This is a genomic window from Streptomyces kanasensis (genome assembly GCF_043077165.1).
In the GTDB taxonomy this organism is placed as follows: Bacteria; Actinomycetota; Actinomycetes; order Streptomycetales; family Streptomycetaceae; genus Streptomyces; species Streptomyces changanensis.
Genome location: NZ_JBIBSF010000004.1, coordinates 170,947 through 183,931, shown reverse-complemented (window position 1 = coordinate 183,931; position 12,985 = coordinate 170,947). Strand labels below are relative to the sequence as shown.

The following is a 12,985-nucleotide window of genomic DNA, read 5'->3' as shown; positions in this document are numbered from 1 at the left end:
CCCCGCCGCCCCCTGGGCGGGCACGGCACGGCACGGGCACGGGCACGGCACGGGCAGGACAGGGGCACGGCGAAGGGGCCGGACCCGAGCGGTCCGGCCCCTCCTGGCCCGGGCGTGCGGTCGGGTCAGTAGACCGGCTTGTCGGGTTCGATCTGGTTGACCCAGCCGATGACACCGCCGCCGACGTGCACCGCGTCCGCGAAGCCGGCCGACTTCAGCACCGCGAGGACTTCCGCACTGCGGACACCCGTCTTGCAATGCAGGACGATCTTGCGGTCCTGGGGCAGGTCCTGCAGGGCGTTGCCCATCAGGAACTCGTTCTTCGGGATCAGCCGGGCGCCGGGGATCGAGACGATCTCGTACTCGTTGACCTCGCGGACGTCGATGATGTCGATGTTCTCGCCGTCGTCGATCCACTCCTTGAGCTGCTTCGGAGTGATCGTGGAGCCGGCCGCCGCCTCCTGGGCCTCCTCGGAGACGACGCCACAGAAGGCCTCGTAGTCGATGAGCTCGGTGACGGTCGGGTTCTCCCCGCAGACGGCGCAGTTCGGGTCCTTGCGGACCTTGACCTGGCGGTACTGCATCTCCAGGGCGTCGTAGATCATCAGCCGGCCGACCAGCGGGTCGCCCACGCCGGCCAGGACCTTGATCGCCTCGGTGACCTGGATGGAGCCGATGGACGCGCAGAGCACGCCCAGGACACCGCCCTCGGCGCAGGACGGGACCATGCCCGGCGGCGGCGGCTCCGGGTACAGGCAGCGGTAGCAGGGCCCGTACTCGGACCAGAAGACCGACGCCTGGCCGTCGAAGCGGTAGATCGAGCCCCACACGTACGGCTTGTTCAGCAGCACGCAGGCGTCGTTGACGAGGTAGCGCGTGGCGAAGTTGTCCGTGCCGTCGACGATCAGGTCGTACTGGCCGAAGATCTCCATCACGTTCTCGGCCTCGAGCCGCTCCTCGTGGAGGATCACGTCCACGTAGGGGTTGATGCCCTTGACCGTGTCGCGCGCCGACTCCGCCTTCGAGCGGCCGATGTCCGCCTGGCTGTGGATGATCTGGCGCTGCAGGTTCGACTCGTCGACCTCGTCGAACTCCACGATGCCGAGCGTGCCGACGCCCGCCGCGGCCAGGTACATCAGCGCGGGCGAACCGAGACCGCCGGCACCGACACAGAGCACCTTGGCGTTCTTCAGCCGCTTCTGTCCGTCCATCCCGACGTCCGGGATGATCAGATGGCGGGAGTACCTGCGGACCTCGTCTACGGTGAGCTCGGCAGCCGGCTCGACCAGGGGTGGCAGCGACACGGGGACTCCGTTGGTCGTATGTCAGTACGGGACTACCCCCGCGCGGGCGGGGACTACATGTCCCGTAACACTGCCACGGCCCTTCTCATTCCGAGACACCTGGTCCGATCTGCGAGACGATTTCGTCCCAGTAGCCGGGCAGCGCCGCGAACGGGTTGGTTTGTCCGGTGCGGTCCGTGAAGAAGATCGTCCCCGCTCCCTGCCACCGGGCGATCCGCACCGCCTCGTCCAGGTGGGTGCGCGGCACCCCGTGGACGAAGTGCGCGAACCGTTCCGGCGGGTGGTCGGCGGTCCACTCCGCCACCTGTGACCAGCGGTATTCCGTCCACGGCCCGGAGAAGGTGACCAGCTGGTCGGCGATCTCGGCGTATCCCGGGTACGGGTGGCGGCCGTGCCCGAGGACCAGGTGGCACCCCTCGGGCCGGTCGAGGACGGACTCCAGGGTCGCGGTCAGCCGCCGTGCCGCGGGCAGGTCTGCCCGCTCCGTGGGACAGCGGTCCAGGAAGAAGCCGTCCACGCGGTACCAGTCGAGGTACCGGTGTGCCTCGGAGACGCTGTCCCCGAAGGGGCGGGCACCGCCGTCCAGGTCGAGGAGGCCCAGGACCCGGATGCCGGCGTTGCGCAGTCGGCCCGCGGCCTCCAGGCAGTGCGGGTCGGGCCGGACGCCGGGGCCGTCCGCGACGTTGAGGACGGCCCAGTGCACCGGTGCGCCCGGCCGGGTCAGCTCCGCCCACTCGACGGGCGCGAGGAGCGGGTGGGCGTAGCCGGGGACGCCGAACCCGAGCCGTTCCGCGCCGGTCGCCGACAGGCCGGTGCCGGTCCTGGTCAGATGCGGCACGCCGCCTCCATCCAGATGTCGGCGAGGGACTCCTCCAGGTTGATCCGGGGCCGCCAGCCGAGCCGGTCGCGGGCAGTGCGGACGTCGGCCTGCTGCCAGGCGCCGCAGCCGTCGGGGTACGGGTGCGGGGCGGCCGGGGCGTGGTCGGTGACCGAGTCGGCGCGCTGCGCGGCGATGACGGGACGGGTCGGCGGGCCGTCCAGTTCGTGGAGGGCGCCGGTGTAGCCGGCGACGCGGGCGAGGACGGCGGCCGCGTCGCGCAGCCGTACGGCGCGGCCGGTGCCGATGTTGACGACGCCCTGCGCCGCGGAGAGCGACGCGGCGTGCACGGCCCGCGCGACGTCCCGTACGTCGACGAAGTCGCGCTGCACCCCGAGGCCGCCGAGCTTCAGCTCGGCATCACCGGACTGCATGGCCCGGCGCATGGCCTCGGCGAGCCGCCCGAGCGGCGAACCGGCGGGCGTGCCGGGGCCGACCGGCGAGAAGACCCGCAGGACGACGGCGTCCAGGCCGGAACCGAGGACCAGTTCGGTGGCCGCGAGCTTCGACACGCCGTAGGGGCCGCCGGGCCGGGGCACGGAGTCCTCGGCGGTGGAGGAGCCGGGCTGGGACGGGCCGTACTCGGAGGCGCACCCCACCTGGACCATGCGGGCGCCGCAGCGGCTGCGGCGCAGGGCCTCGCAGACGGTGGCGACGGCGACGGTGTTGTGCCGGGTCAGCTCGCGGGCGCCGCCGCGGGTGGCGCCGGCGCAGTTGATGACGACGCCGGGGTGGACGGCGTCCAGGAACCGGGTGAGCGCGCCGGGACTGCCGTTGGCGAGGTCGAAGCGGACGTCGGAGTCGTCGCGGCGGCCGAGCGCGGTGAGGTGCACCGCCGGGTCGGCGAGCAGCCGGTCGGCGACGAAGCGGCCGAGGAATCCCGTGGCGCCGAGCAGCAGCACCCTCATCGTGCGCCCCTTTCACACAGGTCGGCCGTGGCGGGGGGTCGGGGGGTCATCTCGTGTGTCTCCTCGGTGCTCTGGGGGTGTCGGGTCGCATGTCGTGTCGGGTCGCATGCGGGGCGGGGGTGGGGAGAGGTGCGCGAAGGCGGGGTGGGGCGGGGCCGTGGGAGGGGTGGGCCGGTGGGTCGGGTGGAGCGGTGGCGGCCGGGGTGACTCCCGGCGGCCCTGTGGTCGGTGGGGCGCGCGCGGTCGGCGGGGTGTCCGTGGCCTGCGGGTGGGTCGGGGCCCTGGGACGGATCGTGACGCTGGGGTGGCGCGTGACCTTCGGGGGGCGGGTGGCCGGTGGGGTTTCCGGGGCCGTGCGGGGTCATGGGCATGAGCGGTGTGGGGGTCGGTGCGGGTGTGGTCAGGGGCGGGCGTGTGCGGAAGCCCGGGCGAGCACGGTGGACGCGTACGCGAGCAGGACGGTGGCCGACCCGCCGCACGCGAGGGCGGGTACGGCTGCCGGGCCCCAGGTCTCGACGACGGCCCGGACGGGCGCGGCCACCGGGTCGAAGCCGGGCAGCCGTCCGGCGAGGACAGCGGCGCAGGCGAGGTACTGGGCGGCGCACGCGGCGCCGAGCGCCTTGGTGCCCGCCGGCGCGAAGCCGTGCGCGGTGAGCAGCCGGGCCAGGAACAGCAGGGCGCCGAGCGCCAGCGCCGGGACGAGCGGCCCCGGTGCGGCCCCCGGGACGAACCGGGTCAGGACGAGGAGACCGGACAGGGCCGTCAGGTACAGGGCGACGACCGCGAGGACCAGGGGCCTGGCCCGGGCGGTGAAGTCGTCCAGGCCCCGGCTGCCCGCGAGCCGGCGCCGGACCCGCACCGCGAGCAGCCGGGCGCAGCCGGCGGCCGGCGGCAGGGCCAGCGTGAGGGCCAGCAGCGGGCCCGTCGTGGGGGGCCAGGGTCCGTCGGGGCCACCGTGGACGAGCCGGTCGAGCAGCCCGTCGCCGTACGCCGCGTAGAGGAGGAGCAGGACAGTGGCGGCTGCCGCGGGGACCGGCGCGCGCCCGGGCGCGCGCAGCGGTCCGCGCCGGACGCAGAAGGCGAGCGCGACCGCGAGCCCGAGGGCCCCCGCGAGGGTGACGGCGAGCCGCGGCCTCCCGGTGGTCAGGTCCCGCCCGGCGAGCGTCAGCCCCCAGACCGCGGCCGGGAGCAGCAGGGCGAGGACGTCCCCCGCCCGCCGCGCCCACGGGCGCCCGGCTCCATCGGTGGCACCGCCCGAGGCACCGGGGCCGCCGTCCACCCGGTCATCGCCCCGGGCACCGGCCCGGGCGTCGGCCCGGTCGGCCCCTCCCGCCCGGCCCGGGTGGCCGGCCGGGGTGCTCGTGCGGGTGGCGGCGCCGTGGCCCGAGTCGCGCGGTACGCGCGCGTAGAGCTCCTCGGCGAGCGAGAACACGTCGCGGTGGCGGAAGCGGGCCGCGGTGCGGTCGGTGACGCCGTGGGCCTCCAGCCCGGCGGCGATCTCCAGGGGGTCGACGGCACGCTCGCACAGCTCCCGGTGCCGGTGCAGCAGCGCCTTGACGGGATCGGCGGAACCCCGGCGTGCGGAGGCCCCAGCCCGGGACACCGCGGAGGCGCCCGCCCCGGACCCGCCCGCTCCCGGTCCCCCGGAAGGGACCGTCGCGGCCGCCCCGGAGGTCGCGGGAGGCGGGGGTGTCTCAGACATGGCCACCCTCCGCTCCCCCTGTGGCCGCCGTGGCCGCCGCGATCCGAGCCGCCGGGGCCGGACCCACCACGGAGGCCGAACCCACCGCCGACGCCGAACCCACCGCCAGGCCCGACCCCGACGCCGACGCCGACCCCGACCCCGACCCCGACCGCGGCCCTGCCCCCGGAACCGCTGCCGCCGCTGCCACCGCCCACGTCGGGGTGGGGCGCGGGGCGGCGGTCCAGTGCCCCGGTACGTACGCCTCCGCGGGGTGGGCGAAGGGCACCGGGTGACCGTCGCTGTCGACGGCCTCGGACGCGCGGCGTACGGGGGCGAGCGACAGCAGTTCGAGGTAGAGGCCGTGGAAGGCCGCGACGTTCCGCTCGGCCGTGAAGAGTTCGAGCGCGCGGGCGCGCGCGGCAGCGCCGAGCCGCTCCCGGCGCTCGGGGTCGCGCAACAGCGCGAGGCAGGCGTCGGCGAGCGCCCGGGGGTTGCGCGGGGGGACCACGAGTCCCGTTCCGCCGATGACCTCGACGACCGCGCCGACGTCGGTCGAGACGGTGGCGCGGGCGCAGAGCATGGCCTCGATGAGGCTGACGGGGAAGCCCTCGACGACGCTGGACAGGACGGTCACGCACCCGGCGGCGTAGGCGTCGGGAAGTTCGGGTGCCTCGGGGCCGCCGATCTCCTCGAAGGAGACCGGGTTGTCGCCGACGGCGTGGGCGGTGGCCGCCTCGTCGGGGAAGAGCTGGGCGGCGAGCGCCCGGCAGTGCCCGAGGTAGGTGGACGCCTCGGAGTCCCGCAGGGGGGCCGCGATGATCCGCAACCGGGTGCCCGGCTCGGCCCGGCGCACCTCGGCGAAGGCGTGCAGCAGGCCGACGAGGTCCTTGGCGGGCTCGATCCGGCCGACCCAGACGAGGGTGCGCGGGTCGCCGCCGTCCGTACCGTCCCCGACGGCGGCGAACCGTTCCGCTTCGAGGCCCGGGTAGACCGTGCGCAGCTTGGCCCGGTCGGCGCCGCACCGCTCCTGCCAGCGACGCGTGTGGGTGTTGCCGGCGGTCACGACGGAGGCCCGGTCGTAGACCTCCGTGGCGAGCCGGCTGTGGAAGGCCGCGAGCAGGGCCCGCACGGGCGGGCTCAGCGGCGTCCCGCCGGTGGCGAGGTAGTGCGCGCGCAGCTGTACGCCGTACTCGCTGACCAGCAGCGGAACCCCGAAGAAGCGTTTGGCCAGGAGGCCGGGGAGGGCCGCGGCTCCGCCCGATGCCGCGTGGCACAGGTCGACCGCGCCGAGACCGTCGGCGTCGTACCAGTCGAGCGACAGGGGGCGCAGGGCGCGCTCCAGCTCGTGGGCGAGCGCCAGGTAGTCGGGGACGGTGGCGCCGTGTGCACTCCGGCGTGCGCCCGGGGCGCGGCAGGCGGCCTCCAGGACGCGCGCGGCCGCCTCGGAACGGAGGGCCGGCGCGAGACCGCCGCGGTCGCGGGCGAGCTCGGCGAGCCCGTAGAGGCCGTCGGCGAAAGCGGTGTCGGCAGCGGGCTCGGCACGACAGAGGGCGGTGGCCAGCTGCTCGAAGCGGTCGGTGAAGCGGCGGCGGTCCCGCCGCCCGTAGGGGCGCGGTCCGCGGGCGCCGTCTCGGAGGTCGGCCGACGCGGACCACAGGGGGGCGGTGCGCACGCGCTGGACGTGCGGGGGCAGCGGCACCCACCCGGCGTCCTCCTGGCGTGCGCTGCGGCTCAGCGCGTAGAGGTCGAACTCGTGCTGCGCGAGCCCGCGCACGAGCCGGTCGCACCAGAGCCTGGACTCACCCGCAGCGTACGGGTAGCCACCCTCGGTGAGCAGTCCGATCCGCACGAGTACACCCCCGATCTCCCTTGTGCGCGGCCGTCGTTGGTCCGGCGACTCGCGGCGGGACGACCGTAAGCGGACGAACAGGTGGCGCGATGGACGGTTGTCCGTCGCGCCACCGGAAGGGGTGAATGCACGTAACTTTCGCCCACCGGTCGCGTTCCGTCGCGCTAAGGCGCAGTGCGACTACGCTGCGTCAGGCTCCGGCCAGGCCGTGGGTCGTCACTCGCCCGGGTGGACCCAGGGGTTGGGGCGGCACTTGACCCCGTCGATCTCCAGCGACTTGGTCTGCTGCTGCATCACGGGCGCGGGCGCGCCGGGCGTCTGGCAGGTGCGGTGGTTGTGCCCCAACCGGTGCCCGATCTCGTGGTTGATCAGCATCTGCCGGTACGCGAGCATCGCCTTGGGGCCGAAGGTCTCGGCGCCCTGCGCCCAGCGGTAGGCGTTGATCATGACGCGGTCCGTGGAGGCGGAGTCGCACGAGACGTTGTCGATCGTCGTGTCGAGGCCCGACTTGGCGCACCAGACGCCGGTCGTCCCGGGGCTCGCCAGGGTGACGACGAAGTCCGGGCGCCCGGTGGAGATCCGCTCGAACGTCATGGCGCCGCCGTGCGCCCAGCTGCGCGGGTCGTTGAGGGTCTCCTGGACGGCCGTGGCGAACAGCTTGCCGTCGAGCCCGAGCCCCTTCTCCACGTCGACGCGGTAGCGGACCTTCTGCCCCTTGCCGGGCGCCGGATCGGCCCCGGGCACGGCCTCGAACGCACCGGTCCCCTTGAGGGTGGGCGCCAGGGGGAACTGGCGGGCCATCAGCTGGTCGTACGTCGGCGGCTCGACGGGCACGGCGGGCCGGGACGGCACCACCAACGGCGGTGTGGGCCGCTGGTCGGAACGGGACGCGGCGTCCTCGCCGGGCCGCAGGTCGGGGGTGTCGGCGGCCTGCCCGGTGCGGCCGTCCTGCCGGGTCTCGGCGACCTGACCGGCGACGACGACCGCGAGGACGGTGGTGACGGCGGCGGCCGCGATCCCGGTGTACGTACGGCTCCGGCCGCCCCTGCGGTCCTCGCCCGGGGCCCCCTCGCGCCCGGCGTCACGGGCGTCCCCGGCGCCGTCGGCCGGGGCATCGTGGGTGACCGCACCCCCACCGTCGGCGCGGGTCTGCGGGCCGGCGGCCGCCGGGGCGGTACCGGCGGCCGGTGCCCCGTCCCGCCGGTGGCCGCGCCGTCGGCGCTCACCGGCGGCGCCCACGCCACCGCCCGTACCCGCACCCACGCCGCCGTCGCCGGGCCGGGCCTCCTGCGGCACGGGCCCGTCGAACGCCTCGACGAACTCCTGGCGCGGACCCGGTACGCGCGGGGCCGCCTGCGCGATGCGCGGCTGCGCCGCGGCCACCGGCTGCTCCTGGGGGGCGTACGGGGCGGTGCCCCAGCCGCCGCCCGGTTCGCGCTGCTCGGGGTGTCCACCCCGCGCGTCGCGGGGCGTGGAGCAGGGGGCGGCGGTGCCGTGCGCCGGGGTGCCCTGGTCGTAGGGGTAGCCGTAGCCGTACTGCCCGGACGTCGGCGACTGCGGCTGCACGCCCTGCGGCTGCATGCCCCGGGGCTGTTGCTGCGGTGCGCCCTGCTGCGGTGCCGGTGCCGGCGGTGTCTGCGCCGGTCCCCTGCGACGGCGGCCGCCCCCCTGTGCGGCGGCGGTCGCGGTACTGCGGTCGACCCCCCGGTCGGTGGGTGCGGGGCCTTTGCGGCTATGTCGTCCCACGCCCCGGATCAGCTCCCCGTGCCGTCGTGCCGCTCGCCGCCGTCACGCCGTCCGGCCCCCTGCCGGTCACCGCCGCCCCGCGGCCCGACCTCCCGCCGGTCGCCGTCGCCGTCCCGGTCGGCCGGCACCGGATCGCCGGGACCCCGGTCCGTGACGAGGTCGCGCACCGCGCGGGCGACCGCCTCCGGGTACTCCATCATCGCCACGTGCCCGGCGTCGGGGAGCGTCAGCAGCCGGGCGTCCCGGAACGACGCGGCGGCCTTGCGGGCCATGCGGTACGACACGAGCCGGTCGCGCCCGCCGTAGACGAGCAGCGTCGGAGCGAGGACCCGCTCGGCCTGCCGCCACAGGTTGTGCTGGCCGCCGACGGTGTACGCGTCGACGATGCCCCGCGCGGAACGGCTCATCGCGTCCCAGAAGTACGGCAGCTGGAGGCGGCGCTCCATCTCCTCGACGGCGGCGCGCAGCCCCTCGTCCGTGACGGTGCCCGGGTCGCCGTAACAGAGGCCGACGACACCACGGACGCGCTGCTCGGGCGTCCAGTCCCGGGTCATGCGCGCGAACATCCGGGCCACACCCGGTACGGCCAGCAGCCCGGTGGGCCAGGCACCGCGCTGGGCCCGCAGTTCGGGCAGGGCGGGCGAGACCAGCGTCAGCGTGCGGACCAGGTCGGGGCGGACGGCCGCCACCCGGGTGGCGACCGCGCCGCCCAGGGAGTTGCCGATCAGGTGCACCGGGCCCCGGGCGCCGGCGTCGAGGAGCCGGATGACGGCGCGGGCGTGGCCCGTCAGGGAGTAGTTGCCGTCGTCGGGCGGCGGGGAGTCACCGAAGCCCGGCAGGTCGACGGCCTCGCCGTCCAGGACGTCCGCCAGGAGCGGCATGAGCGCCGACCAGTTCTGCGAGGAGCCGCCGAGCCCGTGCACGTACAGCGCGGGGGCCCGGCCGGTCGTGTCGTCGCACGGCCGGTAGCGGACGTTCAGCGTCAGCCCCGGCAGTGTCACGCGGCGCAACCGCTCCCCCTCGGCGACCCGTACGGCACCCACGCGGGGTACCGCCGCGGCGGCCGTCGGGGACGCGGGCAGCTCGGTCGAAGACATGCGCCAATGTTACGAGACGATCACGTCCGGAACGGTGTGTTCGCCGTCACAGGATCGCATAGCGCCGGAATGGGCAACCTTCTAGGCTCGAAGCAAGGGCAGACGCCCGCGAGGAAGGGGAGCTCATGACCGTCGACCCCACGGATCCCGAGACGCTGGCCGAGCTGGCCCGGGAGAACGGCACGACCGCGACCGGACTGGCCGAGGAGACGCCCGAGGCGGACGCCGCCGAGCAGCACACGGAGCTGGTGCCGCAGGCGGACGACCCCCTCGCGCGGATCGACCCCGAGGTGGCGAACGAGGCGGACGCGGTGGAGCAGGCGAGGGTGGTCGAGCTGGACGAGGACGACTACCGCGAGGGGTGACCGGCCCGCCCGCCCCTCCGCGCCGGACCGGACCGGGCTGCGGACGGACGGCGAACCGGCGGAACGGACGGCGGGCGGACGGAGGACACGCGGCGCGCAGGCCACTCGCCGCCGTCCGCCCGCCGCCCAGCGGCCGTCCCATCCTTCGCGGGCCGTCCGCGTGCCGCGGCCCGTCCCGACAGCGCGTCGCCCGGGTTCGACCACGTTCGCCCGGGGTCAGATTCGTTCAAACTTGAAGCTCCGGGTACCGCGGGCGTCCGGTACGTGAAATTCTGCGCTCGCACCGCGCACAGCCGGGTTACCCAAAAGTACGATGGCGGCGCGGCGCACAGCGCATTTGGATCGAATTTGGGAGGCGGCGTGACAGCCATCGAGCAGACAGAGGCGGCGCGCCCGAGGGGCACACGCCTGCCGCGCCGAGCCCGACGCAATCAGCTCCTGGGCGCGGCCCAGGAGGTCTTCGTCGCCCAGGGTTACCACGCGGCCGCGATGGACGACATCGCGGAGCGGGCGGGGGTCAGCAAGCCCGTCCTGTACCAGCACTTCCCCGGCAAGCTGGAGCTGTACCTGGCGCTGCTCGACCAGCACTGCGAGTCGCTGCTGCACGCGGTCCGCACCGCGCTCGCCTCCACGACGGACAACAAGCAGCGCGTGGCCGCCACCATGGACGCCTACTTCGCCTACGTCGAGGAGGAGGGCGGCGCGTTCCGCCTGGTCTTCGAGTCGGACCTGACGAACGAGCCGGCGGTGCGCGAGCGCGTCGAGCGGGTCTCCCTGCAGTGCGCGGAGGCCATCTCCGACGTGATCGCCGAGGACACGGGACTGTCCCCGGACGAGTCCATGCTGCTCGCGGTGGGTCTGGGCGGGGTGTCGCAGGTCGTCGCCCGGTACTGGCTGGCCAGTGACTCGCCCGTGCCGCGCGACACGGCCGTGCAGCTGTTGACGTCGCTCGCCTGGCGGGGCATCGCCGGCTTCCCGCTCCACGCGGCCGAAGGCCACTGACGTCGGACGGCGCCGCGGGGGCTTGTTCGCTCCTGGCGTGCGCCGCCCGGCCGTGGCGGGTCGCCTCTCCGGGCTAATGTGTGCAGCGTACGGCGCGGTGATCGCGCAACGCTGACCGTTCGGAGGGACATAGCCGTGGAGGTCAAGATCGGCGTGCAGCACGCGCCCCGGGAGATCGTTCTGGAGAGCGGGCAGTCCGCCGAGGACGTCGAGCGCGCGGTGGCCGACGCGCTGGGCGGCACGTCGAAGCTGCTCAGCCTGACGGACGACAAGGGCCGCAAGGTCCTCGTGCCGGCGGACCGGATCGCGTACGTCGAGATCGGCGAGCCGACGGTGCGCCGGGTCGGTTTCGGCGCGCTGTGACGACGTAGCGCGACAGCGACAGTCGGAGGCCCGGCGGGGGCGACCCCGCCGGGCCTCCGCCGTGTCCGCCCCCGTGACCGTCGCCGTATCCATCCCGTCGGCGCCACCCCTGACCCCGTCCGGGCCCGGCGCCTCCGCCGCCCCCGGCGCGTGTCCTCCGCCCTCGGCGCCGCCACCTCGGCGCCAGCCCTCGGCGGGCGCGGCCCCGCGCCCCTCCACCGGTGCCCTGTCTGCCGGTCAGGCGGCGGTCGCGAAGGGGTGTTCGGGTGTGGCGGTCACCCGGGGGTCACCGGGGCGCGCGGGAGGGTTGCGTTCCACGGGGCACGGGTAGGACCGGGACGACCGCTCTGCCCGCCCCGCCGTCCGCGAGGTGATGCTGTGTTCTGGGAAGCTCTCGGCTCCGTGCTGCTCGGCCTCGCCCTGGCCTGGGCCGCCCTCCACCGGCTGGCCGACCGGCTCCCGCCGCGTCGCACGGTGCTGGTCACCGGCGTGCTCGGCGCGCTGTTCGGCGCGCTCGTCACGCATGCCGCGCTCGGCCCCGGCTTCGTCCTGGGGACGCTGCTGGGCGCCGTCGCGATCAGCGCCGTCCTGTTGTCGCTGCTGATCCGCCCGGCGGCCCACCGCTTGCGCCGATCAGCGGCGGCGTGACCCACGCCGCCGCTCCCCGCCGGAGGACCGGGACCCCCGGGGGGACGCCCCCGGGTGACCGGGGCGGCCCCGGCAACCAGGGCAGCCCGGGAGACGGCCGCTAGGCCGCGAGGCCCAGGGCCGCCATGCGCTTCGTGTGCGCCTTGGTGATGCGCGAGAACATCTCGCCGACCGCCGCCAGGTCGAACCCGTCCGCGACGCCGCCGACGAGCATCGTCGACAGCGCGTCCCGCTCCGCCACGACCCGCTGGGCCTGCGACAGGGCCTCGCCCATCAGCCGCCGCGCCCACAGCGCGAGCCGGCCGCCGACACGCGGGTCCGCCTCGATCGCGGCGCGGACCTTCTCCACGGCGAAGTTCCCGTGGCCGGTGTCGTCCAGCACGGCCAGCACCAGCGCGCGCGTGTCCGAGTCGAGCCGGACGGCGACCTCGCGGTAGAAGTCGCTGGCGATCGAGTCGCCCACGTACGCCTTGACCAGTCCCTCCAGCCAGTCCGACGGGGCCGTCTGCCGGTGGAAGTCGTCCAGCGCCTTGGCGAACGGCTCCATCGCGGCGGTCGGCTCCACGTCGATCGCGGCGAGCCGGCCGCGCAGCTGCTCGAAGTGGTGGAACTCGGCGGACGCCATCTTCGCCAGCTCCGCCTTGTCGCCGAGCGTCGGGGCGAGCTTCGCGTCCTCGGCGAGCCGCTCGAAGGCCGCCAGCTCCCCGTACGCGAGCGCGCCGAGCAGGTCCACGACGGCCGCGCGGTACTGCGGCTCCGCGGAGGCGGCTGCCCAGTCGAGGGCGGCGATCCCGGTCGGTTCTTCTGCGGCAGTGGCGTTGTCAGGCGTCTCCATGAACCGCACAATAGCCCGCCCGTGGCGCCCGGTAAGGCCCTGGTCAGTGAGCGCGGGGGCCCGTCCCCCGAGTGTGACGTCCCCCTCCTTGTGAATCGTCCCGACACACCTGCGGGATTCCGGGGTACAGTGGTAAAGCGCCCTGTCGAGTACGCGGATGCTTCCGTATGCGCTCGGGGGGCGGTTCCATGAATGAGGATGCCCGGTCGGTGGCCCGATCGGCTCCGACCTGACAGCCCTCCGTGCGCCATCGCACATGAGGGGCCCCTCAGCGGTATGACGCTCGAGCGACGGCAGTGGTCCCGCG

The 12,985-nt window shown here is 75.2% G+C and carries 12 protein-coding genes; 4 read left to right on the top strand and 8 right to left on the bottom strand.

The window, feature by feature from the left end:
• Positions 1-125: 125 nt before the first annotated feature.
• From moeZ to ACF053_RS12480, 7 genes are all read right to left on the bottom strand, one after another.
• The gene (gene moeZ / locus ACF053_RS12510; RefSeq protein ID WP_391953848.1) at positions 126-1,304 is read right to left on the bottom strand and encodes an adenylyltransferase/sulfurtransferase MoeZ; all 1,179 of its coding nucleotides are present in this window, start codon (positions 1,302-1,304) and stop codon (positions 126-128) included.
• A gap of 85 nt (positions 1,305-1,389) precedes the next feature.
• Complete coding sequence (locus ACF053_RS12505; protein ID WP_391953847.1) at positions 1,390-2,142, bottom strand: spherulation-specific family 4 protein; 753 nt, start codon at positions 2,140-2,142, stop codon at positions 1,390-1,392.
• Complete coding sequence (locus ACF053_RS12500; protein WP_391953846.1) at positions 2,130-3,089, bottom strand: NAD-dependent epimerase/dehydratase family protein; 960 nt, start codon at positions 3,087-3,089, stop codon at positions 2,130-2,132. Before ACF053_RS12500 ends, ACF053_RS12505 begins: the two co-directional genes overlap by 13 nt.
• Before the next feature lie 400 nt (positions 3,090-3,489).
• Complete coding sequence (locus ACF053_RS12495; protein ID WP_391953845.1) at positions 3,490-4,791, bottom strand: hypothetical protein; 1,302 nt, start codon at positions 4,789-4,791, stop codon at positions 3,490-3,492.
• Positions 4,784-6,622: a DUF3492 domain-containing protein gene (locus ACF053_RS12490; protein ID WP_391953844.1), complete on the bottom strand. Its 1,839-nt coding sequence runs from the start codon at positions 6,620-6,622 to the stop codon at positions 4,784-4,786. Before ACF053_RS12490 ends, ACF053_RS12495 begins: the two co-directional genes overlap by 8 nt.
• 216 nt (positions 6,623-6,838) lie before the next feature.
• Positions 6,839-8,203, bottom strand: coding sequence for a DUF3152 domain-containing protein (locus ACF053_RS12485; protein WP_391953843.1), 1,365 nt, complete (start codon positions 8,201-8,203; stop codon positions 6,839-6,841).
• Between the two features lie 173 nt (positions 8,204-8,376).
• Entirely contained in the window at positions 8,377-9,465 is a 1,089-nt protein-coding gene (locus tag ACF053_RS12480) for an alpha/beta fold hydrolase (RefSeq protein WP_391953842.1), read from the bottom strand.
• Positions 9,466-9,590: 125 nt separating this feature from the next.
• On the opposite strand from ACF053_RS12480, the gene ACF053_RS12475 reads away from it, so the two are divergent.
• The 4 genes from ACF053_RS12475 (at position 9,591) to ACF053_RS12460 (ending at position 11,843) form a co-directional block, all read left to right on the top strand.
• The gene (locus ACF053_RS12475; RefSeq protein ID WP_391953841.1) at positions 9,591-9,830 is read left to right on the top strand and encodes a hypothetical protein; all 240 of its coding nucleotides are present in this window, start codon (positions 9,591-9,593) and stop codon (positions 9,828-9,830) included.
• Between the two features lie 360 nt (positions 9,831-10,190).
• Positions 10,191-10,832 carry a TetR/AcrR family transcriptional regulator gene (locus ACF053_RS12470; RefSeq protein WP_058940637.1) on the top strand — a complete coding sequence of 214 codons (642 nt, stop codon included), beginning with the start codon at positions 10,191-10,193 and terminating at the stop codon, positions 10,830-10,832.
• 135 nt (positions 10,833-10,967) lie between these two features.
• Positions 10,968-11,195: a DUF3107 domain-containing protein gene (locus tag ACF053_RS12465; protein ID WP_391953840.1), complete on the top strand. Its 228-nt coding sequence runs from the start codon at positions 10,968-10,970 to the stop codon at positions 11,193-11,195.
• Between the two features lie 378 nt (positions 11,196-11,573).
• Positions 11,574-11,843, top strand: a complete 270-nt coding sequence (locus ACF053_RS12460) for a hypothetical protein (RefSeq protein ID WP_391953839.1) — start codon at positions 11,574-11,576, stop codon at positions 11,841-11,843.
• A 100-nt stretch (positions 11,844-11,943) separates the two neighbouring features.
• Here ACF053_RS12460 and ACF053_RS12455 read toward each other — a convergent pair whose 3' ends face one another.
• Positions 11,944-12,678: a ferritin-like fold-containing protein gene (locus ACF053_RS12455; RefSeq protein ID WP_058940692.1), complete on the bottom strand. Its 735-nt coding sequence runs from the start codon at positions 12,676-12,678 to the stop codon at positions 11,944-11,946.
• Positions 12,679-12,985 lie beyond the last annotated feature (307 nt).